We start from the raw sequence: 25,122 nt of genomic DNA on the forward strand, positions 1-25,122 counted from the left end.
CAGCGCGCTCGATGGGCGCCGGCCATGCCGGCGATCGCGGGCATGGCCCGCTCCTACAGGGGAGTCGCGGCGCTAGTTGTTGCAGGAGCGAGCCATGCTCGCGATCCGTAAGCAGGGCTTACGGTGTCGGCGCTCAACGCGATACCGTGCGGCCGGCCGAGATTGACGCCCTGCCGCGCACTCACTAGAGTGCGCGGTTTCCGACATCCCCCGTAATACCTGCACCATGACCCCGTTCTACCGCTTCGCCGACCCGAGCCTCGCCCTGCTGCGAGAGCCCCCGCGCGTACGCAAGATTGACACGGTGCTGCGCCGTCGCCGCAGCGTGCTGTTCGCCTTCACCTTCTCCCCGCCCGCCGGCTGCTGAGCCGGAAGCCGCGCGCACGCGCCGGCATTTCCGCATTCCGATTCCGCCCACCGGCAGCCGCCGATGGGCGCGTATGTATTTGCACGCCCGGCGCTGGAGCGCCCGGGCAAGAGAAGGTTTCCATGAATACCCCGACTACCGTTCAGCCATCCTCGCTGAACAAACCGCTGCTGGCGGTGCTGCTGTTCGCCGTTTCCATCGTCGGCCTGAGCCTGGGTGCGACGCTGCCGCTGGTGGCGCTGCGCCTGCTGGACAACGGCGCCAGCGCGCTGCAGATCGGCATCCTCTCGGCGGTGCCGGCGGCCGGCATGATCCTCGCCGCCACCCTGGTGGACCGCGCCTGCCAGCTGATGAGCCGGCGCCGCCTGTACCTGCTGTGCTTCGTGCTGTGTACCGCGAGCACCGCGGCCATCGAGTTCAGCGGCCATTCCCTCTGGCTGCTGGCCGCCGCGCGACTGGCGCTGGGCGTCGGCATGGGCATTGCGATCATCCTCGGCGAAGCCTGGGTCAACGAGCTGTGCGGCGAGAACAATCGCGGCACCATCGTGGCCCTGTATGCCACCAGCTTCACCGCCTTCCAGTTGCTCGGCCCGACACTGGTGGCGCTGCTCGGCGCGCAGACGCCGTGGGTGGTGGTGCTGGTCAGCGCCGGGCACCTGATTGCCCTGGCCACCGTGGCGTTCGCCATGCCCGAGGAAGGCCTCCACGAGCACGTCGAGAAGCCGCGCAGCTTCTCCCTGGCCGGCTTCCTGCGGGTTGCCCCGGCGCTGTGCATGGGCGTGCTGTTCTTCTCCTTCTTCGACAGCGTGGTGCTCTCGCTCTTCCCGGTCTACGCCTCCAGCCACGGTTACGCGGTGGGCATCGCGGCGTTCATGGCCACGGTGATCCTGCTCGGCGACATGCTGTTCCAGTTGCCGCTGGGCTGGCTCTCCGACCGCCTCGACCGCTCGACCCTGCACCTGGGCTGCGGGGCCGGCGCCATGCTGATCGGCCTCGCCCTGCCCTGGCTGATCAGTCAGCCGTCACTGCTGTGGCCGGCGCTGATGCTGCTGGGGGCCGTGGCCGGCGGCGTCTACACCCTGGCGCTGGTATTGATCGGCCAGCGCTTCCGTGGCCGCGACCTGGTCACCGCCAACGCCGCCGCCGGCATGCTCTGGGGTGTCGGCAGCCTGCTCGGGCCGCTGCTCAGCGGCAGCCTGATGGACCTCGGCCCGCAGGGCGTGCCGGTGGCACTGGCGCTCGCCGCCGGGCTGTTCGTGGCCACTGCGGCCGCCTCGCTGCGGCGCACCGCCGTGCGTCACGCCTGATGCCTCAATAGAAGGCAAGGCGCATCGACTTGGTGCCGGCGCGCCCTGCTCCGGTAGCCGCTCTGCTCCGGGGATTTCAGCTAAGCGCTTGAAATCCCCGGTGGTTTTTCGGTTTCAGAAAAGCTGGCATTTCAATTGCTCTGTCCTGTTCAACGGGATGCATCACCCACGGCAAGGTAGCCACCGGGTGGGCGAACGCTGCAAGGCACACACTGGAGTTGCACCACAGGCGAACTAGGGTTCCGGTCTTTCGCGAGAAGGGCGTCTGGTCCGAGAGTTTTCCGGCCCTAGGGACAGGGCTACACGGCGGGAGAAAAGCCCGGGAGACGTGATGTCATCCCGTGCCAATTTCCAACCGTTAGGAGCAATGCCATGACCATGCCGCTTTCCCTGCGTTCCCTGCGCAAGACCCTGCTCGGTGCCTGTCTGCTTGCTGCCGCCGGGGTCGTGCCACTGACGCTCCAGGCCGCCGAGAAGCTGAAGATCGGCACCGTCGTCTGGGCCGGCTACGCGCCCTTCTACGTCGCCGACAAGCTCGACCTCTACAAGCCCCATGGCCTGAAGGTGGAGCTGCAGTTCTTCAACGACCCGGCGCTGATCCCCACTGCCATGACCGGCGGCGCCCTGGACGGCGGCATGCTCACCTACGACCAGGTGGTCGGCGGCGTCGCCAAGGGCCAGCCCTACCGCGTGGTGATGCCCATCGACTTCTCCAACGGCGGTGACGCCATCGTTGCCGACAAGTCGATCAAGTCGGTCGCCGACTTCAAGGGCAAGAAGATCGGCTTCAACCCGCTGTCGCCGTCCGACTTCCTGCTCGCCTATGCGCTCAAGAGCCACGGCCTGAGCGACAAGGACATCAACCCGGTGAACATGACGCCCGAGGGCATTCCCGGCGCCATGGCCTCCGGCAGCCTGCCGGTGGGCGTGACCTACGAACCCAACGTCTCGCAGATTCTCGGCATGCCCGGCGACAAGTTCCACGTCGTGTATTCGTCGAAGGACGCGCCGGGCCTGATCACCGACGTGCTGGTGTTCAACCAGGAGGTCATCGGCAAACGCCAGAAGGCCATCAGCGCGATGATCCAGGGCTACGCCGACGGCCTGGCCTACATGAAGGCGCACCCGGAGGAGTCCGCCGAGATCATCGGCAAGGTGCTGGGTGTCAGCGCCGCCGAGGCCAAGGAGCAGATGGCCGGGGTCTACAACATCCCGCTGGCGGAGATGAACAAGAACTTCGAGAAGTCCGACGCCACCAGCTCCTTCTTCGGCAGCGGCGCGGTGATCGCCCAGCTGCTCAAGGACAACAGCCAGATCCCGGCGATCCCCGACCTCGCCCAGACCTTCGACGCGCAGTTCGTCCAGGCCCTCGCCCAGTAAGGCGCCCACCCACCGCTCCCGCCAGGAGGGCGGGAGCGCCCACGGAGGTTGTTCATGTCCGCGACCCTGTACCGCTACGCCGATGGCCGGCTTCCCAACAGCCTGGCCCTGGCCTACGCCTTCGGTGGCTACGCCGCCGGCTTCGCCCTGCTGTTCGCCGACAGCTGGCTGCTCAACGCCTTCGGCACCCTGCTGCTGGGCCACGCGATGATTGTCGCGGCCTACCTGATCCACGAGTTCGCCCACGGCACCATCTTCGCCAGGCCCGCGCACAACACCTGGGCCGGCGAAGCCTGCAGCTGGCTGTGCGGCAGCTGCTACGCGGGCTTCCAGGACCTGCGCCGCAAGCACATGCGCCACCACGTCGACCGCGCCGACGTGATCACCTTCGACACCAAGGCCTTCCTCGCCCGCAGCCCGCGCTGGGTGCGCGCGGTGGTGCTGGCCGCCGAGTGGGCGTATGTGCCGGCGGTGGAGCTGATCATGCATTACTACGTGATCCTGCTGCCCTTCATCACCGACAACCCGCGCCACCGCGCCAACCGCCGCCGCGTGGCGCTGACGCTGCTGATGCGCGGCGCGCTGTTCGGCGTAGTCGCAGCCGTGTCGCTGAAGGCGCTGCTGCTCTACTTCGTCGCCTGGACGCTGATGATCGTGGTGCTGCGCTTCACCGACGCCTACCAGCACACCTACGACGCCTTCGCGGTGCTCGAGGACGGCGGCAAGATCCCCGACGACAAGTCCCGCGACCGCGCCTACGAGCAGATGAACACCTACTCCAACGTGGTCTCGGTGCGCTGGCCGGTGCTCGACCTGCTGCTGCTCAACTTCGCCTACCACAACGCCCATCACGAGAAGCCCGTGGCGCCCTGGTACCGCCTGCGCAAGCTGCACCACGAACTGTATGGCGACGGCTACGCCCAGGTGCTGCCGATGCACCTGCTGTTCAAGGGCTTCCACCAGCACCGCCTGCGTCGCGTGGTGGACGACCACTACGGCGAGGTCGCGCCTGCGGGCAAGGATCGCGCTGACGGCTTCTACGGCGCCGTGGGCGTCTCCTTCCTGACGGCGGTCTGAGCATGATCAACTACCGGGACAAGCGCGTCCTCATCACCGGTGCCGCCAGCGGCATCGGCAAGGGCCTGGCGCGGGCGTTCGCCGAACAGGGCGCGACGCTGGAGCTGCTCGACCGCAACGCCGAGGCGCTGCAACAGGTGGCGGCCGAGCTGGCGCCGCTGTGCGACCTGCGCACTGCCAGCCTCGACCTAGGCGACAGCGCTGCCATCGCCGCCTTTGCCGACAGCCGCCAGGGCGCGGCGCTCGACGTGCTGATCAACAACGCCGGCGTCGAATACGCCACGCCGCTGGAAGGCGGCAACGCCGAAACCGACCAGCGCTGGCAGGCGCTGCTGGACAACAACGTCGCCACGATGCTGCGGCTGACCCGCGCCCTGTTGCCGCAACTGCAAGCCTGCAGCTGCGTGATCAACCAGGCCTCGATCTGGGGGCTCAAGGGCGTGCCGGGTTTCTCCGCCTACGTCGCCAGCAAGCACGCGGTGATCGGCCTGACCCGCTCGCTGGCCTGGGAGCTGGGGCCAAGGCGCATCCGCGTCAACGCGGTTTGCCCCGGCTGGATCGCCACCGAAGCCGCCATGCGCTCGCTGCGGGTGATGGCCGAGGCCAGTGGCCGCAGCGAGGACCAGGAGCTGGCGCAGATTCTGAGCGCCCAGGCGGTGCCGGAACTGCTCACGCCGGCCGATCTCGCCGGCACCTTCCTGTTCCTCGGCAGCCCGCTGGCCAGCGCCCTCACCGGCCAGGCGCTGTCGGTCAGCCATGGCGAGGTGATGCACTGATGAAAGCGCTCGCAGGACAGACCGCACTGGTCACCGGCGCCACCCAGGGCATCGGCCGGGCCATCGCCCTGGCGCTGGCGGAGGCCGGCGCGCAGGTGTGGATCAACCACCTCGACCAACCCCAGGCCGCCACTGCGCTGGTCGCGCGCATTACCGCCGCTGGCGGCCGCGCCTATGCCGTGCAGGCCGATGTCGCGGTGCCGGAACAGGTTGCCGAGATGTTTGCCCGCGTGCTCGCCGAAGGCGAGCTGGACATCCTGGTGAACAACGCCGGGATCATCCTGGAAAAGCCCTTCCTCGACACCAGCGAAGACGACTGGGCGCACCTGCTCGGTGTCGACATGCATGGCGTCTACCGCTGCTGCCGGCATGCCCTGACGCACATGCAGGCGCGCGGCAGCGGCAGCATCGTCAACATCGCCTCGGAGCTGGGCCAGCTCGGCCGCGAGCGCTACGCCGCGTACTGCGCCGCCAAGGCCGGGGTGATCGGCCTGACCAAGGCGCTGGCGCGGGAGTTCGCCCCGCACATCCGCATCAATGGTGTGGCGCCGGGCCCGGTGGAGACGCCGATGGTTTCGCTGGAGCACATGAGCGCGGCGATGATCGCCCGGGAAACCGCCATCCCCGCCGGGCGCCTCGGCCAGCCCGAAGAGATCGCCGCGGCGTTGCTGTTCCTCGTTTCGCCCGGCGCGAGCTTCTTCCACGGGCAGATACTCGGCGCCAACGGCGGCGCCTGGATGGGCGCCTGATGCGCGCGGAAATCGTCCTGCTGCTGGGCGCCGCCATCTGGGGCCTGGGCTGGATGCCCCTGGCGCACTTCGCCGGCCAGGGTCTTGCCGGCATGCCGCTGGTGCTCTGCACCTATGGCCTGCTCTGCGTACTGGCCGTGCCGCTGGTACTGAGCCAGCGCCGGCAATGGCGAGCGCAGCGCGGCGCCCTGCTGGCCATCGGCGTATTCGGCGGCTGGGCCACGGCCGGGCTGGTGGCGGCGCTGTCCGAAGGCGACGTGGTACGCGCCATGCTGCTGTTCTACCTGGCGCCGGTCTGGGGCCTGCTCGGCGGCCGCCTGCTGTTCGGCGAACGCCTGACGCCTGCACGGCTCGGCGCCCTGGCGCTGGCCATGCTCGGCATTGCCCTGACCCTCGGCATCAGCCACGACACCTTCCGCCCGCTGGCCGCCAGCGACTGGTTGGCGCTCTCCGCCGGCTTCGCCTTCGCCCTCAACAACCTCGCCACCCGCGCTGCCGAACAGGTACCGCTGGCGAGCAAGGCGGTGGTCGGCTTCATCGGCAGCGCCGCGCTGGGCGGCCTGTTCTGCCTGCTGCAAGGCACGCCGCTGCCAGTCGTCGACGCCCACCAGTGGCTGCAGCTGGCCGGCTTCGGGCTGTTCTGGCTCGCGGCCATGGGCGCGGCGCAATACGGCTTCAGCCACGTCGAGGCGAGCCGTGCCGCGGTGCTGGTGGTGATCGAACTGCTGGTCGCCGTGCTCACCGCAGCGTGGTTCGGCGACCGCGAGCTGGGCCTGCGCGAATGGCTCGGCGGCTCCCTGGTTCTGGCGGCGGCGCTGATCGCCGCACGTCCTGCTCCTGACCTTTCCCCCACTCTCTGCGAGGCCGAAACATGACTGTCCGCATGGACCAGCTCAGCTGGGTCGAATACGCGCGCCGGGTGCGCGAGCAATCCCCCGTGGTCTTCCTGCCCTGCGGCGCCACCGAGCAGCACGGGCCGCACCTGCCGCTGGGCACCGATGCGCTGCTGGCCAGCGCACTGTGCGAGGACGTGGCCCGCCAGGTCGACGGTCTGGTGGCGCCCGCCCTCTCCTACGGCTACAAGTCGCAGCCCAAGTGCGGCGGCGGCCAGCACTTCTGCGGCACCACCAGCCTCGACGGGCAAACCCTGATCGCCCTGGTGCGCGATGCCGTGCGCGAGTTCGCCCGCCACGGCGTCACCCGTCTGGTGCTGGTGGACGGGCACTACGAGAACCAGTGGTTCGTCACCGAGGGCATCCAGCTCGCCCTGCGTGAGCTCGGGCCTTCCAGCCCGCTGGAAGTGATGCGCCTGGAGCACTGGGACTTCTGCAGCGAGGCGACGCTGAACGACGTATTCCCCGACGGCTTCCCCGGCTTCGCCCTGGAGCACGCGGCCGTGATCGAGACTTCGCTGATGCTGCACTACCTGCCCAATCTGGTACGCCTGGACCTGATCCCCGACGACGACCCGGCCGACTTCCCGCCCTACGACATGTACCCCAGCCGCACCGAGTGGGTGCCGCCGTCGGGCGTGCTGTCCTCGGCGCGCGGTTCCAGCGCGGACAAGGGCCTGCGCATGGCGAAGGACATCGTCAACGGCATCGCCGGCGCGGTACGCAAGGAGTTCCAGCTGTGAGCGTCGCCCTGATCATCATCGACATGCAGCGTGACTTCTGCGCCCCAGGCGGCTACTCCGATCAGGCCGGGCTGGAAATCAGCCGCTTGCGCGCGCCGATCCCGGCCATTTCGCGCCTGCTGGACAGTGCCCGCGCCCTCGGCCTGCTGGTGCTACACACCCGCGAAGGGCACCGCCCCGATCTCACCGACCTGCACGAGAGCAAGCGCCGCCGCGCCGAACAGGCCGGCGCGCCCATCGGCGCACGCGGCCCGCTGGGGCGCCTGCTGGTGCGCGGCGAGTATGGCCACGACCTGATCGACGAACTGCGCCCGCTCGCCGACGAACCGGTGATCGACAAACCCGGCTACAGCGCCTTCGCTTACACCGACCTGGACCTGCTGCTGCGTCGGCGAGGCATCGGCCACCTGGTGCTCTGCGGCGTGACGACCGAAGTCTGTGTGTCCTCCACCCTGCGTGCGGCGGTGGAGCTGGGCTACGCCTGTACGCTGGTGAGCGATGCCTGCGGCTCGCCGAGTGCCGAGCTGCACGCCGCTGCCCTGGCCATGGTCGAGGTGGAAGGTGGGCTGTTCGGCCGCGTGCAGGACAGCCACTCCGTGCTCGCCGAATGGGAGGAAAACGCATGCCTGGCCTGAACATCCCCGCAGTACCGCCCGCCTACCTGGGCGTCTGGCAGCGCACCCTGCTGACCACTACCGGCGGGACGCACGACACCAGCACCCGCGTCTACTGGCTGCAGACCGAGCGCCTGTTCGCCGACCTGCGCATTCCGCTGCCGGCCCCCGAAATGCCGGAAGCACTGGCCACTCAGGCCGGTTTCGCCGGCCTCACCGAGATCACCGGCGACATCTGCCAGTGGCACCGGGCGATCGACTTCCAGCCGCCCAACGGTGGCGAGGACATCGGCCGCATGCATTTCGTGAACAGCGAAAAGGTGCTGGAAGACGGCCTGGACGGCAGCTATCACGAAGTCTGGGAGCGCCTGCCCGAGTCGATCGGGCGCAACCGTGGCACCTGGCTGCTCGGCGCGGACGGCCGCCAGGGCTGCCTGCTGCTGGCCGGCGACTGTTTCCTGTTCGCCGCCGGGCGGCGCCTGCCGCTGCCCTGCGCGCCTTCGCTGGCCGCGCTGGTCGATAGCGGCAACCCCGAGTTGCTGGATTTCGAGCTGAGCTTCGGCCGCCACCAGGATGGCGTGACGCCCTGGCGCATCGAGCTGAGCACCCTGCCGGCGCGCATCGGTGCGCGTCTGCTGCCCGCCGAAGCCGATCCCGACCACCCCGAACTGCTGCGCGACGCCGGCTGGCTCGACAGCCTGGGCGCCACAACGCCCAGTGGCGGCTGGCAGCCCTGCGAGCAGCCCCTGTTCCCCGACAAGGAGGCGACGCCATGACCGCCCACCAGCCTTTGCCCCGCCCTACGGCGCAACCGGCCCGCCAGCGCTGGTGGGTGATTCGTGGCGAGCTGCCGCGCAGCGCCATCTGGACCCTGGCCGCCGCCGGCCTGCTGCTGCCCCTGCTGCTCTGGTGGGCCTACAGCGCCGCCGGGCTGGCCAACCCGATGTTCTTCCCCGGCCCGGACGCCGTGCTCAAGCGCATCGGCCACTGGTGGAGCGACGAAGGCCTGCTCGGCGACATCGCCATCAGCATCTACCGGGTCATGGCCGGCTTCCTCGCCTCGGCGCTGATCGCCCTGCCGCTGGGCCTGTACATCGGCACCTACCGCCCGGTTCAGGCCTTCCTCGAGCCGCTCACCGACTTCATCCGCTACATGCCGGCGGTGGCCTTCATCCCGCTGGTGATGCTCTGGGTCGGCATCGACGAAGGCTCCAAGGTGCTGATCATCTTCATCGGTACCTTCTTCCAGATGGTGCTGATGGTCGCCGAGGACGTGCGCCGCGTGCCCCTGGCGCAGATCGAGGCGGCGCAGACCATGGGCGCCAGCCGCGCCGAGACCATCCGCCTGGTGGTGCTGCCCTCCGCTCGCCCGGCGCTGCTCGACACCCTGCGCATCACCTGCGGCTGGGCCTGGACCTACCTGGTGGTGGCCGAACTGGTCGCGGCCAACTCCGGCCTGGGCTACGCCATCCTGCGCGCCCAGCGCTACATGCAGACCGACAAGATCTTCGCGGGCATCCTGCTGATCGGCGTCATCGGCCTGCTCACCGACCAGGCGTTCCGCTGGCTCGGCCGGGTCGCCTTCCCCTGGATGAAGAGGTAAGCCTGATGAGCCAGAACAAGATCGCCATTCGCCACGTCGACAAGGTCTTCAGCAGCCAGGGCCGGCACGTGCAGGCGCTGCAGGACGTGAACCTGGAGATTCGCGCCAACGAGTTCGTCACCTTCGTCGGCGCCTCGGGCTGCGGCAAGTCCACCCTGCTGCGCAGCATCGGCGGGCTGGAGCGCCACAGCGGCGGCGAAATCCTCGTCGATGGCCGCGCCGTGGACGGCCCCGGCATCGACCGCGCCATGGTCTTCCAGCACTACAGCCTCTACCCCTGGCTGCGGGTGATGGAGAACATCAAGTTCTGCCGCCGGCTCAAGGTGGTGTCCGAGACCGTGCGTGGCGATGCCGACGTGGAAGTCGCCAGTGGCCGCGCCGATGCACTGCTCAACCTGATGGGCCTGTCGGCCTTCGCCCAGGCCTACCCCAGCCAGCTTTCCGGCGGCATGCAGCAGCGGGTGGCGATCGCCCGCGCGCTGATGCCCAAGCCGCAGATCCTGCTGATGGACGAGCCCTTCGGCGCCCTGGACGCACAGACCCGCGAAGTGATGCACGACTTGATCCGCCACGTGCATCGCCTGGAGAACAGCACCATCCTGTTCGTCACCCACGACGTCGACGAGGCGATCTACCTCGGTGGCCGCGTGGTGCTGATGGCGCCGCGCCCCGGCCGTATCGACAGCGTGTACGAAGTGCCGCTGCCAGCGGAGCGCAACCAGGACATGAAGATGGCCCCGGAATTCATCGCCCTGAAGAAGGAGATCCTCGCGCGCATCCGCGAGACCTCGGGCATGAGCACCGACCTGGAACTGCTGGAGCAGTTGACCCGCACCGCGGCGCCAGTCTGAACCAGAGAAAAGGGAAGCGGCGGAGCGGATAGCCCCGCCGTTGTACCGGGCCTGCTGCCCGAGACGGATTGCGCAGGAAGCGCGAGGGAAACGGCCTGCCGGGAGCGGGTAGCTCCGCCCGAAGGCTGGCGGGCCGGGTGGCCGCAAAAGCAGCCGTAAAACTGGCCGGAAGCGCCCGGTCAGGCGCTTCCGGCACCGTCGTCAGCCGATGGTCATCAGGCTGGCGTTGCCGCCGGCAGCGGCGGTGTTGACGCTCAGGGCACGCTCGATCAGCAGGCGTTCCAGCGGGATGTCGGTTTCCCCACGGTTCAGCCCGGTGACGCCGACGATGGCACCCTTGCGCTGGCTCGCCTGCTCGCAGACCGCACGCAGCTGGTCGGAATCGCCGTGGTGCAGGATGGCATCGAACACCTTGTCGGTCGCGCTCCAGTCAGCCACCAGCTCGATGCGCTGGGCGACTTCCTTCGGCAGTTCCCTGACCACGGCGGCATTGGACTCGGCCACCAGCGGGCGGCTGCCGACGCTGAGCACGGCAGCGATCTGGGCCAGCAGGTCGGCGCGCTCTTCCGCCAGGCACAGCACGTGCTCGCGCGGCAGCAGGGTGTAGGTGTTGCGCTCGCCGGTCGGACCGGTGAGGACCTGCTGGGTGTAGCTCTGCGCCAGTTCGCCGTAGCCGCCGAGCAGGCTGGCCAGGGCGGCGTCCTTCTGCCCTGCCCACTTGGCCAGGGCGTCCACGGCCTGCTGGGCGTCCTTCGGACGCGGCAGCGCCTGGGCGCCGTCGCCCTTGAGCTGGCTGGCCACCGCATCCTGCGGACGGGTCGACAGCAGGCGGTACAGGTACAGCGGGCCGCCGGCCTTCGGACCGGTGCCGGACAGGCCTTCACCACCGAAGGGCTGCACGCCGACCACCGCGCCAACCACGTTGCGGTTGACGTAGAGGTTGCCGACATGGGCGGTGCCGACGACCTGGGCGATGGTCTCGTCGATGCGGGTGTGCACGCCCAGGGTCAGGCCGTAGCCGGATTCGTTGATCTGCGCGAGCAGTTGGCCGAGGTGGGCGCGCTGGTAGCGCACCACGTGCAGCACCGGGCCGAAGATTTCGCGCTTGAGCTCGCTGAAGCTGTCCAGCTCGATCAGGGTCGGCACGACGAAGGTGCCGCGCTTGATTTCCTCGGCGTCCACGCGGGCGCTCTGGAACACCTTGCGGCCTTTGTCGCGCAGGGTCTGGATGTGCTTGTCGATGTTGTCCTTGGCTTCCTCGTCGATCACCGGACCGATGTCGGTGTGCAGGCGCTCCGGCGCGCCGACACGGTACTCGGCCATGGCGCCCTTGAGCATCTGCACCACGCGGTCGGCGGCGTCTTCCTGCACGCACAGCACGCGCAACGCGGAGCAGCGCTGGCCGGCGCTGTCGAAGGCGGAGTTGACCACGTCGACCACCACCTGCTCGGCCAGCGCCGAGGAGTCGACGATCATCGCGTTGAGGCCGCCGGTTTCGGCGATCAGCGGGATGGTGCGGCCCTGGGCGTCGAGGCGGCCGGCGATGTTGCGCTGGAGGATGCCGGCCACTTCGGTGGAGCCGGTGAACATCACGCCACGCACGCGCTCATCGCCCACCAGGCGGGCACCGACGGTTTCACCACGGCCCGGCAGCAGCTGCACGGCGCCAGCGGGAACGCCGGCTTCCAGCAGGATGCGCACGGCCTGTGCGGCGATCAGCGGAGTCTGTTCGGCGGGCTTGGCCAGCACGGTATTGCCGGCGGCCAGTGCGGCAGCCACCTGGCCGCTGAAGATCGCCAGCGGGAAGTTCCACGGGCTGATGCAGACCACCGGGCCCAGCGGGCGGTGGCTGTCGTTGGCGAAGTGGGTGCTGGCCTGGGCGCCGTAGTAGCGCAGGAAGTCCACCGCCTCGCGCACTTCGGCGATGGCGTTGGCGAAGGTCTTGCCCGACTCGCGCACCAGCACGCCCATCAGCGACTGGATCTCGGCTTCCATCAGGTCGGCGGCGCGCTGCAGGATGGCGCCGCGCTCGGCCGGCTGGGTGGATTGCCAGATCTGCGCGCTGGACAGCGCGCCGAGGATGGCGTTGTTCACGTCGGCTTCGCTGGCCTCACGCACATGACCGACCACGTCGCGCAGGTCGGCCGGGTTGCGTACCGGCTGCGGCTCGCCCGGCGCGGCATCGGCCAGGCCCAGCATCGGCTCGGCGACGTAGGCGTGGTTGGTGCTCGACAGCAGCGCCGAGGACAGCGAACCCAGGCGGTGTTCGTTGGCCAGGTCGATGCCGGCGGAATTCAGCCGGGCGTCGCCATAGAGGTCGCGCGGCAGCGGGATGCGCGGGTGCGGCAGGCCCAGGGTGCCTTCCTGCGCGGCCATCTGCTCGACCTGCAGCACCGGGTCCAGCACCAGGTCCGGCAGCGAAATGCTGTGGTCGGCGATGCGGTTGACGAAGGAGGTATTGGCGCCGTTTTCCAGCAGGCGGCGAACCAGGTACGCCAGCAGGGTTTCATGGCTGCCCACCGGCGCGTAGATGCGGCACGGACGGTTGAACTTGCCGTCGGCGACCTTGCCCACCACCTGCTCGTAGAGCGGCTCGCCCATGCCGTGCAGGCACTGGAACTCGTACTGGCCCGGGTAGTAGTTCTGCCCGGCCAGCTGGTAGATGGCCGACAGCGAATGGGCGTTGTGGGTGGCGAACTGCGGGTAGATGGATTCCGGTACGGCCAGCAGCTTGCGCGCGCAGGCCAGGTACGACACGTCGGTGTACGGCTTGCGGGTGTAGACCGGGTAGCCTTCCAGGCCGTTGACCTGGGCCAGCTTGATCTCGCTGTCCCAGTAGGCGCCCTTCACCAGGCGGATCATCAGGCGGTGGCGGCTGCGCTTGGCCAGGTCGATCACGTAGTCGATCACGTACGGGCAGCGCTTCTGGTAGGCCTGGATGACGAAGCCGATACCGTTCCAGCCGGCCAGCGACGGCTCGAAGCACAGGCGCTCGAGCAGGTCGAGGGAGATTTCCAGGCGGTCGGCTTCCTCGGCGTCGATGTTGATGCCGATGTCGTAGTCGCGAGCCATCTTCACCAGGCCGAGCACGATCGGGTACAGCTCGTCCATCACGCGGTCGTACTGGGCGCGGCTGTAGCGCGGGTGCAGGGCGGAGAGCTTGATCGAGATGCCCGGGCCTTCGTAGATGCCACGGCCGTGGGAGGCCTTGCCGATGGCATGGATGGCCTGCTCGTAGGACGCCAGGTAGCGCTTGGCGTCCTCATCGGTCAGCGCGGCTTCGCCGAGCATGTCGTAGGAGTAGCGGAAGCCGCGGGATTCCATGTTGGCCGCATTGGCCAGGGCCTCGGCGATGGTCTCGCCGGTGACGAACTGCTCGCCCATCAGGCGCATGGCCATGTCCACGCCCTTGCGGATCAGCGGCTCGCCGGACTTGCCGATGATGCGGTTGAGCGACGACGACATGCCGGCCTCGGTGTGGGTCGACACCAGCTTGCCTGTGATCAGCAGGCCCCAGGAAGCGGCGTTGACGAACATCGACGGGCTCTGGCCCAGGTGCTGGCTCCAGTTGCCATTGCTGATCTTGTCGCGGATCAGCGCGTCACGGGTGGCCTTGTCCGGGATGCGCAGCAGCGCCTCGGCCAGGCACATCAGCGCCACACCTTCCTGGGACGATAGCGAGAACTCCTGCAGCAGACCCTGCACCAGGCCCTGGCGGCCACCGGCGTTCTTCTGGTTGCGCAGCTTCTCGGCGATGCCCAGGGCCATCTTGCTGGCGGCGCCGGCCTGCTCTTTCGGCAGCCGGGCCAGGTCGAGCAGCATCGGCAGCGCTTCGGTTTCCGGGCGACGGTAGGCGGCGGTGATGGCCGCGCGCAGCACGGACTGCGGCAGGATGCTTTCGGCGAAATCGAGGAAGACCTGCAGCCCTTGTTCGTTCAGCGAATCCAGCGACTCCTCGCCCGCTGCCGCGGCCAGACCGGACTGCTCGGCCGGGGTCAACCCGCCTTCCACCTGCTCCAGGTAGGAGAAGATGGCCTGCTTGATCAGCCAGTGCGGGGTACGGTCGAGTTGCTGGGCAGCCAGCTTGAGGCGCTCGCGGGTGGCGTCGTCGAGCTTCACGCCAAGGGTGGTGGTGGCCATGGGGCTTCCTGTTGTTAGAAGGTGTGCCTGAAAACGGCGCAAGGTTATACCGCCGAATCACAAGGTGCAACCAGGTGCAACCCAATAAAAACAAGCCTTTGGTCGTACGCGCGATGCCGGTGCAACCGGTGACATTTCCCACACACGGCGCTACCAAACGGAGCACGGCCACGGGCTCGCCCGGCTGCAAGCCGCAAGGGTCGACCGGACGGCAGGAAGAAAGCAGTGTTCGTGCCAGAGCTGGAAAAGGTGCAACCCGAGATTTGCAGAGAAACAACCTGTAGGAGCGAGCCATGCTCGCGATCCGCCGGCAGGGCCGGCGCTGCCAGCGGCGCCACCGCCCCGGCAATGACGCATCGCGCCTTCAGGCGCGCCCCATGGGTACCCTCTGGGGCATAAGCCGGGCGCCCGTCCTACCCCTCCGAACGGGCCTTGAGCCAGAGGCCGAAAGTTTTCACCACGCCCACCACCGGTCGCAGCCGGTCGCCGTCATCGCTCAGGCAGTACTCCACGCGCGGCGGGACCTCAGGGTACACGGTGCGAATCACCAGCCTCGCCTCTTCCAGCGCTCGCAGCTCGGCGGTCAGTACCCGCTGGGAAATCCCCGGCATGTCACGGCGCAACTCGTTGAAGCGCTTGCTGCCATCGAGCAGGTACGACACCAGCAGCAGCCGCCAGCGACCGCCGATCATCCGCATGGCTTCCTCGACCGAGCAGCCCGAAACGTTCTTCTTCATCCATCCTTCCCGGTAACCTTTTTGTGCCCAGCGCACAAAAAAGTGCGTTCTTACGCGCCGCATCGGGCTCGGGAATACTGGCCGCCCATTTCCGGCCCGAGTCCACCCGATGAAGCTCTACTTCGCCCCCAACGCCTGCTCCCTCGCCCCGCATATCGTCCTGCGCGAGCTTGGCCTGCCATTCTCTCTGGTGCGCGTGAACAACCAGACCAAGCGCACCGCCGATGGCGGCGACTTCTACCGGATCAACCCGAAAGGCTATGTCGCGGCGCTGGAACTGGAAGACGGCACGGTGCTGACCGAAGGCGCGGCGATTCTACAGTACCTCGCCGACCTGCAGCCCGAGGCAGGCCTTGCGCCCGCCAACGGCAGCGTGGCGCGCACACAGCTGCAGGCCCAGCTGAACTTCATCGGCAGCGAGCTGCATGCCGCGATGAGCCCGCTGTTCAGCAGCGAGATTCCGGAAGAGGCGAAGTCCGTGCTGCGCGGCAGACTGGCGAAACGTCTGGGCTACATGGAGCAGGTGCTGGCCGCAAGCGGCCATGCGTTTGGCGACCGGTTCACGGTCGCCGATGCCTATCTGTTTACCGTGCTGGGCTGGTCGGATCACCTGAAGATCGATCTCGCGCCCTTCCCCGCGACCCGCCGCTTCCTCGCAGCGATGGGCGCACGGGAGGCCATCATCGAGGCACTGCGGGTGGAGGCTGAATCCGCCTGACGGAGCGACACCGACCGCTCGGCGGAAATCCACCCGATACATCGTGAAAGCCGCGCGTTCCGTGGTCCATCACTCAACCCCGGCCGCCCGCAGGCCGGGCATCGTGCAATCAGCACAGGAGACCCTCGATGAGCGATGACCCCGAGAGTTTCGCCAATGCCTACCAGAGTGCCCTGGTGGAGGTGGCCCTGCCGGCCTTCGCCCGCGCCAGCGAATTCGCCCGCGAACACGGTCTGGAATGCAGCGTCGAGTTGCTCGACGGCCGCCGCGACCTGCCGGAGTTGAGCCTGAAGGTCCGCAACTCCTGCTACGACGCCGAGTGCATCTGCCGCATCAGCGCCGACCCGCAGACCCAGCGCCTGTGCCACGAGAATCGCTGCGGCGAGACCGAAGCCGACGTGCAGCAGGTGATCGGCTCGCTCGCCTCGCTCAACGAACTGGTGCTGGACACCCGGTTGCTGGAATTCTTCCAGAGCTCCTTTGCCCTGCACCTGGACTACGCGTCCAGCCGGCACGCCGGAGGCTTCTGGTAGCCATCGGGCATGAACGACGAAGCCCCTTGCCCGCATCCGGGCAAGGGGCTTTTTTCCTGGACGCGCTCAGCCTTCGAGTTTCTGTTTCAGCGCTGCCAGTCCATCGTCATGAATGCCGGTGAACGGTGCGCTGTCGTCGAGGGCAATGGCCAGCAGCTTGGCAGCGCTTTTCTTCAGCATCCGCAGACCGCCGGACGCGCCGTCCAGCCCATGCGTTTTTCGGGCTGTCCGGTGTGCTCGTCCTCGCGCTCCTCCAGCACCTCGAATCCGTGGCGCTGGTAGAACGCCACCGCGCCGGCATTGGCCGAATAGACCGCCAGTTCCAGCATCGGCAGATGAATCTTGGCGTCGCTCAGCAGTTGCGAGCCCAGCCCCTTGCCCTGGCATTCCGGGGCAACGAACAGCGCGGCCAGCGCACCGTCGTGCAGGCTGTAGAAGCCGCTCACGCAGCCGTCGCTCTCGACGACGCGCGACGCGGCGGCAGGCAGGTAGACATCGCGCATGTCCTGCAGGCGCTGCTGCCAGAAATCGGTATCGATGAAGGTGTGGGCCTGCTGCGAAGCACGCAGCCAGATATCCAGCACCCGGTCCATGTCGTCATCGCGAAAGTCACGGATCTGCATCGGAGTCGTCTCCCGGTCTCTTTTAAGTGCTCATGGCGTGGCGGGCGGCATCCTCGCACAAGCGATCACCCCTGCGCTCCCCCGCGCACTGCCACCAATCGTCGCACCTGCGCAGCCTCCAACAATGGCAAAAAAGAGCCGGCGAGCGACCCTTGCACTCAAGCACGCCCGAAGCGAACCGTCAGGTTCCGCTCATCCGAATCAGTGAACGACCGGCGGTCACGGGGCTCTTTCGGAAGGGTCTGGCCATTCCGCTGATGCGCGAGGCAGCGCGTGCCGACGCCCTTGGCGGACAGAAGCCCGAAGGCGCAGCCGACCCGCAAATTCCAACCCGAAGCAATCAAGGAGACAGTCAATGGGCAGCTATCGATGGTTCCCCTCTACCCGTAACAGTGGCGTGCAGGAGCTGCAATCCCTGGTGAATGACCTCGAATCCCTGCTGGCCAGCAGCCGGGATCTGACGGCAGAACAACTGCCGGCATTCAAGACGAGGCTGCGGGACCTGGTGGACGACAGCCGCGAAACCAGCGAGCACCTGATCCAGCGCAGCCGCCGGGCCATTCGCGCGGGCGGCGAGTATGCCGGAGAGCACCCCTGGCAGACCGTTGCCGTGCTGGCCACGGCCGCGGGCCTGCTGGCGGCGGCCTGTGCCCTGAGCCGTCATCAGCACTGATGCCCGGGCGGTGATCGGCGGCGCGCTCGCCGGTCACCGCGCACGGACAGATGAACGCGCGCTAGTCGATGAAACTGTCGATCAGCTCCAGGCCAAGACTGCGCACGCGCCCGGCGCTGCTCAGTTCGTCAGCGTGGATACCGACCACCGTGGTACAGGGCATGTCCGCCAGCTGGCTGCTGAGACGGATCGAATAGCGACCACCCTCTTCCCGGTAGCAGGAGAAATCGAACAGCGGATAGGCCTCGTGGAGCACCGCTTCCACGTCCAGGCGTCGGAACTGCGTCATGGCCACCTCCTCTCCCTGGCTCAACCCTGCCCGCTCGACCGCCCGAGGGAAATGCTGGCGATTGGCCCAGGCACCGGGACTCGGCGGCATCGGCACGCGGATCGCCAGCGCTGGCAGGTTCCGATGACATCGCGGCGGCCTGCGGCTCAGGTGCGTGTTTCGGACGGAAGGCCCGCCAGGATGACCGGCAAGGCCGCGGGAAAGGCGGCGAAGCGTCTGGCCGTGCATTTTCCAGCGCCCTGACGGTGCAACCTTGCATCCTGCAAGTGACCAAAGGCCAGCATGCCCTCCCGATTTCAAGCAATAACAACCTGTTAAGCGGATGAAACAACCTTTCCGGGCCTGGCACGGCTGATGCGAGGTTTAAGGCTCAAGCCAGCACTGTGGCTGTTGCCAACCACCGGGAGGGATCGATATGTCCAGTTGCCGCGACACTGCCATCGAGCACCTGAGCCACCTGTTCAGCGACTACCGTCCACAGTTCACCACCAGGCCCGACGGCACGCTGCTGATCAGCCTGCGCAATACCGCGGGCAAGCGCCTGATCTCCCGTGTCATCCAGCAAGAGGAGCAGTCCAGCGCCGTGCTGCTGAACAACCTCGTGGAGCGCATCCGCCGTGACCTGATGACCGTGGAAGGGCCGCTGGAGGAGGACAACGTCGACTGGTTCCTCAAGCGCATCGAACTGCAGACCTTCGTCCCGGTGAACCCGACCCACCGGCCGCGCAAGGTGGTGATCGCCGGCGCACGTCTGCGTGCCCTGGCCGGCAAGCAGGCCCGGCAAGCGAGGTGAGCATGAAAACGCCCGTGGATACCCCTGACCCCGATCCCAGAGTGACCCGCGAGGAGTCACTGGAAGAACTGGTGGATATCGAGCCCGAGGACAGCCGGCAGGAACCCCATCTGTCCGCGGCCCACCAGGACGGCCTCAAGGACGGGCCCACATAGGTCGATAAGCAAGCTGACAAGACAGAAGGCCAGCGCAGCCAAACCGAGGGGAAGTGCATTCCGGTGGCCGCCGTCAGTCCGAGCAGTCGGGCGGCCGCCGGTTCTCTCCCCGTCCCCCGGACGGGAAGGAACACCGTAAAGTTTGCTGTCAGCGCGCCAGGAACGGTGGCGGCGCCTCGATCACACCGGTCTCGTTGACGTACTGCTTGTAGTGCTCGATCAGGGCTTCCAGCTTCGCCGGTTCGCTCTTGGCCAGGTCCCTCGTCTCGCCGGGATCGCTGGCCAGATCGTACAGCTGCCAGGTGGCCGGGCCGACCGGCGCTGGCAGGTACACCGCCTTCCAGTCGCCCTGGCGGATCGCGCGCATGCCGAACAGCTCCCAGCCGGTGACGGTCTTCTCGTCATGGGCCTGCTCAGTCTCGCCGGACAACCAGCCCAGCCACGACTTGCCACGCACCTCGGCCACTTCGCGGCCGTGCCACTGCCTGCCCGGATGGCGCACGCCGGCCAGGTCGAGGATGGTCGGGGTGATGTCCATTACTGTGGAGAACGCATGGCTCACCTCGCCCTGGCGCTGCAACGCCGGGTAGCGCACCAGCGCCGGCACCCGAATGCCGCCTTCGGTGGTGAAGGCCTTGTACAGCCGCGACGGCGCCGTGGCCGCCTGGGCCCAGCGCGGGCCGTACCAGATGTAGGAGTTGGCGCGGCCGATGTTCTCCAGGCGGTTGTCGTAGTGCTGGTCGAGGAAGCTCAGCAGGTCCGGACCAAAGCGCGGGAAGGCTTCCAGCAGCGCGCCCTCGGCGCCGTTGTCGGACATGAACAGGACGAAGGTGTTGTCCAGTTCGCCCTGCTGGCGCAGGTACTCGACGACACGGCCGACGTTCCAGTCCAGGCGCTCGACCATCGCCGCGTAGACCTCCATGGCCCGCGCCGATTTCGCCTTCTCGTCGTCGCTGAGGCGCGCCCATTCCTTGCTGATCGCCAATACCGGATGCGCCACCACGTCGGCGTCGATGAGGCCCAGCTGCTTGAGCCGTTCCAGTCGTTCCAGGCGCAACGCCTCGGGGCCGGCGTCGTAGCGGCCCTGGTACTTGTCGACCACCTCCTTGGGCGCCTGGAGGGGCCAGTGCGGCGCAGAGAACGGCAGGTAGGCGAAGAACGGCCGGCTCTGGTCGCGTTCCCTGAGGTAGTCGATCAGCCTGTCGCCGAAGGCATCGGAGGAATAGAAGTCCGCCGGCAGTTCCTCGATGAACTGGTCGTCCTCCACGTACAGCGCCGGCGTGCCCTTGAGGATGCGCGGCGTCGTCTCGTCGTAGGGCGGCTCGAAGCCGTAGTGGTTGGCAGCGCCCGGCAGCAACGAGAACGAGCGCTCGAAGCCGCGCGCGTGGGGCGCCTGCTCCAGCTTCAGGCCCAGGTGCCATTTGCCGGCCATCAGCGTCTGGTAACCGGCTTCGCGCAGCAGCTCGGGCAGCGCCACCACGCGGTCGTTCAGGTAGCCCTCGTAACCCGGCTTGCCTTCCAGCTCCGGGGTCAGCGCCTCGGCCATGGTGCCGATGCCGGCGATGTGGTGGTCGGTGCCGGTGAGCAGCATCGAGCGGGTCGGCGAGCAGGTCGGCGCCGTGTGGAAATCGGTCAGGCGCAGGCCGTCGAGGGCCAGCGCATCCAGGTGCGGCGTGGCGATCTCGCCGCCGAAGGCACCGAGGTCGGAGAAGCCGAGGTCGTCGGCGACGATGACGAGGAAGTTGGGACGTTTGCTCATGGTCGGACTCGGTAGGTGGGAAAGATGAAGAGGTACAAGGGTGCTTTTCTGGGACCAGGTGCCAGCGGTTACCCTCTCCCCCGCCCTGGCTGCGCGCCCCGCTCCGAAGGGAGAGGGAGCTATCCGTGCCGGCTGATGTCGTGTTGCCCGCCTGCGCCGATCAGTCCCCTCTCCCTTCAGGGAGAGGGCTAGGGAGAGGGCTCTTTGGATCAGCAGGCAATGAACTCGAAAGGCAGGTCTTCCACCCGTTTGAGCTGCGGCGCGACGTAGTCGCCCTCGCCCGTCAGCTCGTGCAACAGCGCCTCGCGCTGGCGCAGGAAGTCGTAGCCGCCACGCTCGCGCGGGTGCTGCAGCGGCACCTCGACGATGCGCTTGATGCGTCCGGGGCGCGGCGCCATCACCACCACGCGGTCGGCGAGGAACAGCGCCTCCTCCACGTCGTGGGTCACCAGCACGGTGGTGATGCGTTCGCGCTGGCGGATGCGCAGCAGCTCTTCCTGCAACTGCTGGCGGGTCAGCGCGTCCAGCGCACCGAACGGCTCATCCAGCAGCAGGATGCGCGGGCTGGCCACCAGGCCACGGGCAATCGCCACGCGCTGTGCCATGCCGCCGGAAAGCTGGTGCGGATAGGCGCGGGCAAAGGCCGTCAGGCCCACCAGCTGCAGGTAATCGGCGACCCGTGCGGCCTTGCCGGTGTCGCTCAGCGGCTCGTTGACCAGACCGAGGGCGACGTTCTGCTCGACGCTCAGCCAGGGGAACAGGCGATGCTCCTGGAACACGATGCCGCGCTCGCCGCCGATGCCATCGATGAGCGCGCCGTCGATGCGGATCTCGCCCTGGAACTCGCGGTCGAGCCCCACCAGCAGGCGCAAGAGCGTGGACTTGCCGCAGCCGCTGGCGCCGACGATGGCGATGAACTCGCCGTCGGCGATCTCCAGGTCGAAGCGTTCGATGGCCTGCAACTCGTGGCCGTCCACGGGGAAACTCTTGGCGACCTGGCGAAAGCTCACCAGCGCCTGGGGTGCGAATGCGTTCATGCGTGTCTCCAGCGCGTCACCCGCGCTTCGATGCGCTGGCCGAGGGCGGCCAGCAAGGCTCCGGTAAGGCCGACCAGCAACATGCCGGCGCCGACCAGGTCCATGCGGAAGAGTTGTTGCGCGCCGATCATCAGGCTGCCGATGCCGCCGTCCGAGGGCATGAAGTATTCGGCGCCGATGGTCCCGAGCCAGGCGTAGATCAGCGCCAGGCGTACCCCGGCGAACACCGAGGGCGCGGCGCCCGGCAGCACCAGCCGGCGCAGCCGTTGCCAGGACGAGAGTCGCAGGGCGATGGCCGCCTCGCTCAGCTGTGCCGGCAGGCTGGCGATGCCGCGCTGGGTCGCCAGCAGCAGCGGGAAGAACGCGGCGAGGCCGACGAACACCACTTTCGCCAGCTCACCCAAGCCGAACCAGGCAGTGAGCAACGGCACCCAGGCGAAGATCGCCACCTGCCGCAACGCGGCGAAAGACGGGCCGAGCAATCGCTCCGCCGGGCGCCACAGGCCCAGGCCGAGCCCGAGCAGGAAGCCCAGCGAACCACCCAGCAGCAGGCCGGCGAGCGTACGTTGCAGGCTGGCCAGCAGCGCGACGGTCAGGCTGTTGTCCAGCAGCCCTTGCCACAGCGCGACGGCCACCGACGAGGGGCTGGCGAGAATCGCCGGATCGACCCACTCCCATGCGCTCGCCGCCTGCCAGATCGCCAGCAGGGCCAGCGGCAGCAGCCAGGGTTGCAGGCGCTGCCAACCCTGCCCCGCCGTACTTCTGCGGAACTCTCCGGCAGCCTGTTGCGGCCAGTGCACCAGGCGCCGGTCCAGCGCCTGGATGCCACGGTCCATGACCGCCCCGACCAGGCCGATGACCAGGATGCAGACGAACACGATGTCGAGCATGAACAGCTGGCGCGCCTGCACCATCAGGTAGCCGAGGCCTTCGCTGGAGGCCAGCAACTCCACGGCCAGCAACGAGGTCCAGCCCTGCGCCAGTGCCAGGCGCACGCCGGTCAGGAAAGCCGGCAGCGCCGCCGGCAGGATCAGCCGCCACAACAGTAACCGGCGCGGCAGGCGCAGCACGGCGGCAGTCTCGCGCAGGCGCGGCTGGGCATCGCGCACGCCGACCAAGGTGTGCAGCGTCACCGGCACGATGATGGCCTTGATCAGCACCACCAGCTTGAGCAGCTCGCCGATGCCGAAGAACAGCATGAACAGCGGAATCCAGGCCAGGGTCGGAACCTGCGCCAGGGCACTGAAGGTGGGCAGCACCAGACGTTCGGCACGGCGGCTGAAGCCGAGCCAGGCGCCCAGTGCCAGCCCGCTGAGGATGCCGGCCAGCAGGCCCCGGAACAGACGTTTCAGGCTCACGCCCAACTGTTGCCAGAGCTCGCCGGCGAGCAGCTCGCGGCCGGCCTGCAGCACCAGTTCGGGGGTGGGCAGGATCTGCGCGGACATCCAGTGACGGTGGCTCGCCGTCCACCAGAGCACGGCAATGGCCAGCGGCACCAGCCACGGCAGGATGGGGTCGAGCCCGTGCCAGCCAAAGGCGGCAGGCCTCAGGCGGGAGCTGGGAAGAGCTAGGCGATACGGCTTCGTAATATTCTTCATTGGAATATAAATAGTTATATCAATGCATTTATGAGCTAACACAGGCCATTTAAGGGAAGGCCCCGCCGCTCATCCAATGCATTCGCCGAATATTTTTTATGCCCTCCGGGCATCTGCCCGCGAAGCCCTGTGGCTGCTCGCTTAGCTCGAATAATTACTAAAAAATCACTTTTTATTATTTTGTTGATGGAAAGCCCCATGCCTTTAGTGCGCTCGCCGGAGCCGCACGCGCTCCCCCACTGCAGGAGGCAGGCGCCATGAAGGCCCTCACTACTCAATTGCTGTCCCTCTTCGCTGCGCCAGTGCTGGCCGGCCTGCTCGGCGCCTATCCGCTGGTGACCCAGGCTGCCGGCCCGGTGAAGGAAATTCGCATAGCCGTACCGGATGTCAGTGCCGGGCAGAACCACTCCGGCGGCGGCGTGGTGGACATCCTCTATACGCGCCAACTGCTGGAGAAGGAGTTCGCCAGGGACGGCATCCAGGTGAAATGGAGCTTCTTCAAGGGCGCCGGTCCGGTGGTCAACGAAGCCTTCGCCAACGGCCAGGTGGACTTCGCCTACCTGGGTGACCTGGCAGCGATCATCGGCAAGTCCAGCGGGCTGGACAGCCGCCTGCTGGCCGCCACTGCACGTGGCGTTAACCATTACCTGGGCGTGCAGCCCGGCTCCGGGATCAAGACCCTGGCCGACCTCAAGGGCAAGCGCGTCGGCATCTTCCGCGGCACCGCCAGCCAGCTCTCGTTCGACAACGCCCTGGCCAGCGCCGGCCTGAGCGAGAAGGACCTGAAGGTGATCAACCTTGATTTCAGCGCCGCCCTCGCGGCGCTGGCGGCCAGGCAGATTGACGCCACCTGGGGCCTGGCCGGCCTGTTCGCCCTGCGCGACAAGGGCCTGGCGGAAATCCCGCTGAACACCCGCGACCTCGGCGGCGCCGGCACCCTGCAGGCGCTGCTGGTGGGCAACGGCGAATTCGTCGACGCCCACCCGGACCTCACCGAGCGCCTGCTCAAGGTGCAACTGCAGGCCGTGCAATGGGCCAGCGCCGAGGCCAACCGCGATGCCTATATCGAGCTGGTGTCGAAGCAGGCCAGCTACCCGGCGGTGATCTTCAAGAGCGAGTACCAGGACCGTCCTTTGGTGGACGTACTGTCGCCGAAGCTCGACGCCGACTTCCTTGGCCGGCTGGACGCGTCCATCACGGCCGCGAAGAGCTACGGCCTGATCCGCCGCGACTTCAAGGCCGCCGACTGGGCCAACTCTGCTCCGCTGGAGGCAGCCAGCCGGCAGGTGGCCGGGCAGCCGGTGGCGGCGATTCAGTAGTCCGTAGCAACGGCGCCTGCCGGCGCCGTTCGCGGGCATGGCCCGCTCCTACAGGGAAACGTCGGCGTTGGGCGGTTCGCGAGCAAGCTCGCTCCTACAAAAAGCTCGGTACCCGAGCCCAGCTCCAGCTCTAAAGGCTTCCAGAAGAATATCCGCGCACTCCGAACGCCCCGTTCAGGAGGCCTCGTTGAAGCGGAGTTTCAGGGGTTGAGCGACATGGATGTCGCGAGAGCCACGATGGGCCAGGGATGGCCCGTCGCGGCGTGCCCCTGAAACTTCGATTCAACGAGGGTATTTTTCGCCTAAGCGAAAAACCGGATGTCCGGGGTGTAGGAGACAACCACATAGGTAACAAACGAGTTCAGTCACATGGGTGACACTCGCATCT

At 67.7% G+C, this 25,122-nt stretch carries 25 protein-coding genes and 1 riboswitch; of the genes, 18 read left to right on the forward strand and 7 right to left on the reverse strand.

What is annotated here, in order from left to right; genetic code table 11:
• Positions 1-226: 226 nt before the first annotated feature.
• The 12 genes from J2T47_RS13135 (at position 227) to J2T47_RS13190 (ending at position 10,360) form a co-directional block, all read left to right on the forward strand.
• On the forward strand, positions 227-367 hold the full coding sequence (locus J2T47_RS13135; protein ID WP_167523196.1) for a hypothetical protein: 141 nt from the start codon (positions 227-229) through the stop codon (positions 365-367).
• 122 nt (positions 368-489) lie between these two features.
• The gene (locus tag J2T47_RS13140) at positions 490-1,674 is read left to right on the forward strand and encodes an MFS transporter (RefSeq protein ID WP_367399503.1); all 1,185 of its coding nucleotides are present in this window, start codon (positions 490-492) and stop codon (positions 1,672-1,674) included.
• Between the two features lie 223 nt (positions 1,675-1,897).
• Positions 1,898-2,002, forward strand: a riboswitch (guanidine-I (ykkC/yxkD leader).
• Positions 2,003-2,046: 44 nt separating this feature from the next.
• Positions 2,047-3,054 (forward strand): ABC transporter substrate-binding protein, encoded by a 1,008-nt coding sequence (locus tag J2T47_RS13145; RefSeq protein ID WP_253447239.1) that lies wholly within the window; start codon positions 2,047-2,049, stop codon positions 3,052-3,054.
• Positions 3,055-3,108: 54 nt separating this feature from the next.
• On the forward strand, positions 3,109-4,131 hold the full coding sequence (locus tag J2T47_RS13150; RefSeq protein WP_253447242.1) for a fatty acid desaturase family protein: 1,023 nt from the start codon (positions 3,109-3,111) through the stop codon (positions 4,129-4,131).
• Between the two features lie 2 nt (positions 4,132-4,133).
• Entirely contained in the window at positions 4,134-4,907 is a 774-nt protein-coding gene (locus J2T47_RS13155) for an SDR family NAD(P)-dependent oxidoreductase (protein WP_253447245.1), read from the forward strand.
• On the forward strand, positions 4,907-5,656 hold the full coding sequence (locus J2T47_RS13160; protein WP_253447248.1) for an SDR family NAD(P)-dependent oxidoreductase: 750 nt from the start codon (positions 4,907-4,909) through the stop codon (positions 5,654-5,656). The genes J2T47_RS13155 and J2T47_RS13160 overlap by 1 nt, the downstream gene beginning before the upstream one ends.
• Positions 5,656-6,531 (forward strand): DMT family transporter, encoded by an 876-nt coding sequence (locus J2T47_RS13165; RefSeq protein WP_253447251.1) that lies wholly within the window; start codon positions 5,656-5,658, stop codon positions 6,529-6,531. Before J2T47_RS13160 ends, J2T47_RS13165 begins: the two co-directional genes overlap by 1 nt.
• Complete coding sequence (locus tag J2T47_RS13170; RefSeq protein WP_253447254.1) at positions 6,528-7,292, forward strand: creatininase; 765 nt, start codon at positions 6,528-6,530, stop codon at positions 7,290-7,292. Before J2T47_RS13165 ends, J2T47_RS13170 begins: the two co-directional genes overlap by 4 nt.
• The gene (locus J2T47_RS13175; RefSeq protein WP_367399504.1) at positions 7,289-7,927 is read left to right on the forward strand and encodes a cysteine hydrolase family protein; all 639 of its coding nucleotides are present in this window, start codon (positions 7,289-7,291) and stop codon (positions 7,925-7,927) included. The genes J2T47_RS13170 and J2T47_RS13175 overlap by 4 nt, the downstream gene beginning before the upstream one ends.
• The gene (locus tag J2T47_RS13180) at positions 7,915-8,682 is read left to right on the forward strand and encodes a hypothetical protein (RefSeq protein WP_253447256.1); all 768 of its coding nucleotides are present in this window, start codon (positions 7,915-7,917) and stop codon (positions 8,680-8,682) included. The genes J2T47_RS13175 and J2T47_RS13180 overlap by 13 nt, the downstream gene beginning before the upstream one ends.
• Positions 8,679-9,509, forward strand: coding sequence for an ABC transporter permease (locus J2T47_RS13185; protein WP_253447259.1), 831 nt, complete (start codon positions 8,679-8,681; stop codon positions 9,507-9,509). The genes J2T47_RS13180 and J2T47_RS13185 overlap by 4 nt, the downstream gene beginning before the upstream one ends.
• 5 nt (positions 9,510-9,514) lie before the next feature.
• On the forward strand, positions 9,515-10,360 hold the full coding sequence (locus tag J2T47_RS13190) for an ABC transporter ATP-binding protein (protein ID WP_253447262.1): 846 nt from the start codon (positions 9,515-9,517) through the stop codon (positions 10,358-10,360).
• 201 nt (positions 10,361-10,561) lie between these two features.
• Here the strand turns inward: J2T47_RS13190 and putA are convergent, their stop codons facing one another.
• Positions 10,562-14,500, reverse strand: a complete 3,939-nt coding sequence (gene putA, locus J2T47_RS13195) for a trifunctional transcriptional regulator/proline dehydrogenase/L-glutamate gamma-semialdehyde dehydrogenase (protein ID WP_253447265.1) — start codon at positions 14,498-14,500, stop codon at positions 10,562-10,564.
• 413 nt (positions 14,501-14,913) lie between these two features.
• The gene (locus tag J2T47_RS13200) at positions 14,914-15,237 is read right to left on the reverse strand and encodes a winged helix-turn-helix transcriptional regulator (RefSeq protein ID WP_253447268.1); all 324 of its coding nucleotides are present in this window, start codon (positions 15,235-15,237) and stop codon (positions 14,914-14,916) included.
• 109 nt (positions 15,238-15,346) lie between these two features.
• Between J2T47_RS13200 and gstA the strand changes: the two genes are divergently transcribed.
• Together gstA and J2T47_RS13210 are read left to right on the forward strand one after the other, a co-directional pair.
• On the forward strand, positions 15,347-15,955 hold the full coding sequence (gene gstA, locus J2T47_RS13205) for a glutathione transferase GstA (RefSeq protein ID WP_253447271.1): 609 nt from the start codon (positions 15,347-15,349) through the stop codon (positions 15,953-15,955).
• Between the two features lie 128 nt (positions 15,956-16,083).
• A complete protein-coding gene (locus J2T47_RS13210) occupies positions 16,084-16,488 on the forward strand; it encodes a hypothetical protein (protein ID WP_253447274.1) in 405 nt (134 codons plus the stop codon).
• A 173-nt stretch (positions 16,489-16,661) separates the two neighbouring features.
• On the opposite strand, the gene J2T47_RS13215 is transcribed toward J2T47_RS13210, so the two are convergent.
• Entirely contained in the window at positions 16,662-17,111 is a 450-nt protein-coding gene (locus J2T47_RS13215) for a GNAT family N-acetyltransferase (RefSeq protein ID WP_253447277.1), read from the reverse strand.
• Between the two features lie 355 nt (positions 17,112-17,466).
• Between J2T47_RS13215 and J2T47_RS13220 the strand changes: the two genes are divergently transcribed.
• The gene (locus tag J2T47_RS13220; RefSeq protein WP_192210945.1) at positions 17,467-17,784 is read left to right on the forward strand and encodes a DUF883 family protein; all 318 of its coding nucleotides are present in this window, start codon (positions 17,467-17,469) and stop codon (positions 17,782-17,784) included.
• Positions 17,785-17,845: 61 nt separating this feature from the next.
• Here the strand turns inward: J2T47_RS13220 and J2T47_RS13225 are convergent, their stop codons facing one another.
• Positions 17,846-18,073 carry a hypothetical protein gene (locus J2T47_RS13225; RefSeq protein ID WP_253447280.1) on the reverse strand — a complete coding sequence of 76 codons (228 nt, stop codon included), beginning with the start codon at positions 18,071-18,073 and terminating at the stop codon, positions 17,846-17,848.
• A gap of 415 nt (positions 18,074-18,488) precedes the next feature.
• On the opposite strand from J2T47_RS13225, the gene J2T47_RS13230 reads away from it, so the two are divergent.
• Positions 18,489-18,866 carry a DUF3509 domain-containing protein gene (locus J2T47_RS13230; RefSeq protein WP_253447283.1) on the forward strand — a complete coding sequence of 126 codons (378 nt, stop codon included), beginning with the start codon at positions 18,489-18,491 and terminating at the stop codon, positions 18,864-18,866.
• Between the two features lie 2 nt (positions 18,867-18,868).
• On the forward strand, positions 18,869-19,021 hold the full coding sequence (locus J2T47_RS13235; RefSeq protein ID WP_167523197.1) for a hypothetical protein: 153 nt from the start codon (positions 18,869-18,871) through the stop codon (positions 19,019-19,021).
• A gap of 148 nt (positions 19,022-19,169) precedes the next feature.
• Here J2T47_RS13235 and J2T47_RS13240 read toward each other — a convergent pair whose 3' ends face one another.
• The 3 genes from J2T47_RS13240 to J2T47_RS13250 all read right to left on the reverse strand — a co-directional run bounded on the left by J2T47_RS13240 (position 19,170) and on the right by J2T47_RS13250 (position 23,415).
• Positions 19,170-20,780 (reverse strand): arylsulfatase, encoded by a 1,611-nt coding sequence (locus J2T47_RS13240; RefSeq protein WP_253447286.1) that lies wholly within the window; start codon positions 20,778-20,780, stop codon positions 19,170-19,172.
• Between the two features lie 209 nt (positions 20,781-20,989).
• Complete coding sequence (locus J2T47_RS13245; protein WP_253447289.1) at positions 20,990-21,817, reverse strand: ABC transporter ATP-binding protein; 828 nt, start codon at positions 21,815-21,817, stop codon at positions 20,990-20,992.
• Positions 21,814-23,415 (reverse strand): ABC transporter permease, encoded by a 1,602-nt coding sequence (locus tag J2T47_RS13250; RefSeq protein ID WP_367399505.1) that lies wholly within the window; start codon positions 23,413-23,415, stop codon positions 21,814-21,816. Before J2T47_RS13250 ends, J2T47_RS13245 begins: the two co-directional genes overlap by 4 nt.
• A gap of 257 nt (positions 23,416-23,672) precedes the next feature.
• On the opposite strand from J2T47_RS13250, the gene J2T47_RS13255 reads away from it, so the two are divergent.
• A complete protein-coding gene (locus J2T47_RS13255; protein WP_253447292.1) occupies positions 23,673-24,734 on the forward strand; it encodes an ABC transporter substrate-binding protein in 1,062 nt (353 codons plus the stop codon).
• Positions 24,735-25,122: the final 388 nt, after the last annotated feature.

The organism is Pseudomonas nitroreducens, assembly GCF_024170165.1.
Lineage (GTDB): Bacteria > Pseudomonadota > Gammaproteobacteria > Pseudomonadales > Pseudomonadaceae > Pseudomonas > Pseudomonas nitroreducens_C.

Coding starts and splice junctions, on each gene's coding strand:
- J2T47_RS13220 (WP_192210945.1), top strand. CDS start 17,467: ATGGGCAGCTATCGATGGTTCCCCTCTACCCGTAACAGTGGCGTGCAG.
- gstA (WP_253447271.1), top strand. CDS start 15,347: ATGAAGCTCTACTTCGCCCCCAACGCCTGCTCCCTCGCCCCGCATATC.
- J2T47_RS13145 (WP_253447239.1), top strand. CDS start 2,047: ATGACCATGCCGCTTTCCCTGCGTTCCCTGCGCAAGACCCTGCTCGGT.
- J2T47_RS13235 (WP_167523197.1), top strand. CDS start 18,869: ATGAAAACGCCCGTGGATACCCCTGACCCCGATCCCAGAGTGACCCGC.
- J2T47_RS13210 (WP_253447274.1), top strand. CDS start 16,084: ATGAGCGATGACCCCGAGAGTTTCGCCAATGCCTACCAGAGTGCCCTG.
- J2T47_RS13165 (WP_253447251.1), top strand. CDS start 5,656: ATGCGCGCGGAAATCGTCCTGCTGCTGGGCGCCGCCATCTGGGGCCTG.
- J2T47_RS13150 (WP_253447242.1), top strand. CDS start 3,109: ATGTCCGCGACCCTGTACCGCTACGCCGATGGCCGGCTTCCCAACAGC.
- J2T47_RS13140 (WP_367399503.1), top strand. CDS start 490: ATGAATACCCCGACTACCGTTCAGCCATCCTCGCTGAACAAACCGCTG.
- J2T47_RS13135 (WP_167523196.1), top strand. CDS start 227: ATGACCCCGTTCTACCGCTTCGCCGACCCGAGCCTCGCCCTGCTGCGA.
- J2T47_RS13155 (WP_253447245.1), top strand. CDS start 4,134: ATGATCAACTACCGGGACAAGCGCGTCCTCATCACCGGTGCCGCCAGC.
- J2T47_RS13170 (WP_253447254.1), top strand. CDS start 6,528: ATGACTGTCCGCATGGACCAGCTCAGCTGGGTCGAATACGCGCGCCGG.
- J2T47_RS13250 (WP_367399505.1), bottom strand. CDS start 23,415: ATGAAGAATATTACGAAGCCGTATCGCCTAGCTCTTCCCAGCTCCCGC.
- J2T47_RS13245 (WP_253447289.1), bottom strand. CDS start 21,817: ATGAACGCATTCGCACCCCAGGCGCTGGTGAGCTTTCGCCAGGTCGCC.
- J2T47_RS13230 (WP_253447283.1), top strand. CDS start 18,489: ATGTCCAGTTGCCGCGACACTGCCATCGAGCACCTGAGCCACCTGTTC.
- putA (WP_253447265.1), bottom strand. CDS start 14,500: ATGGCCACCACCACCCTTGGCGTGAAGCTCGACGACGCCACCCGCGAG.
- J2T47_RS13200 (WP_253447268.1), bottom strand. CDS start 15,237: ATGAAGAAGAACGTTTCGGGCTGCTCGGTCGAGGAAGCCATGCGGATG.
- J2T47_RS13215 (WP_253447277.1), bottom strand. CDS start 17,111: ATGCAGATCCGTGACTTTCGCGATGACGACATGGACCGGGTGCTGGAT.
- J2T47_RS13160 (WP_253447248.1), top strand. CDS start 4,907: ATGAAAGCGCTCGCAGGACAGACCGCACTGGTCACCGGCGCCACCCAG.
- J2T47_RS13225 (WP_253447280.1), bottom strand. CDS start 18,073: ATGACGCAGTTCCGACGCCTGGACGTGGAAGCGGTGCTCCACGAGGCC.
- J2T47_RS13185 (WP_253447259.1), top strand. CDS start 8,679: ATGACCGCCCACCAGCCTTTGCCCCGCCCTACGGCGCAACCGGCCCGC.
- J2T47_RS13255 (WP_253447292.1), top strand. CDS start 23,673: ATGAAGGCCCTCACTACTCAATTGCTGTCCCTCTTCGCTGCGCCAGTG.
- J2T47_RS13190 (WP_253447262.1), top strand. CDS start 9,515: ATGAGCCAGAACAAGATCGCCATTCGCCACGTCGACAAGGTCTTCAGC.
- J2T47_RS13240 (WP_253447286.1), bottom strand. CDS start 20,780: ATGAGCAAACGTCCCAACTTCCTCGTCATCGTCGCCGACGACCTCGGC.
- J2T47_RS13180 (WP_253447256.1), top strand. CDS start 7,915: ATGCCTGGCCTGAACATCCCCGCAGTACCGCCCGCCTACCTGGGCGTC.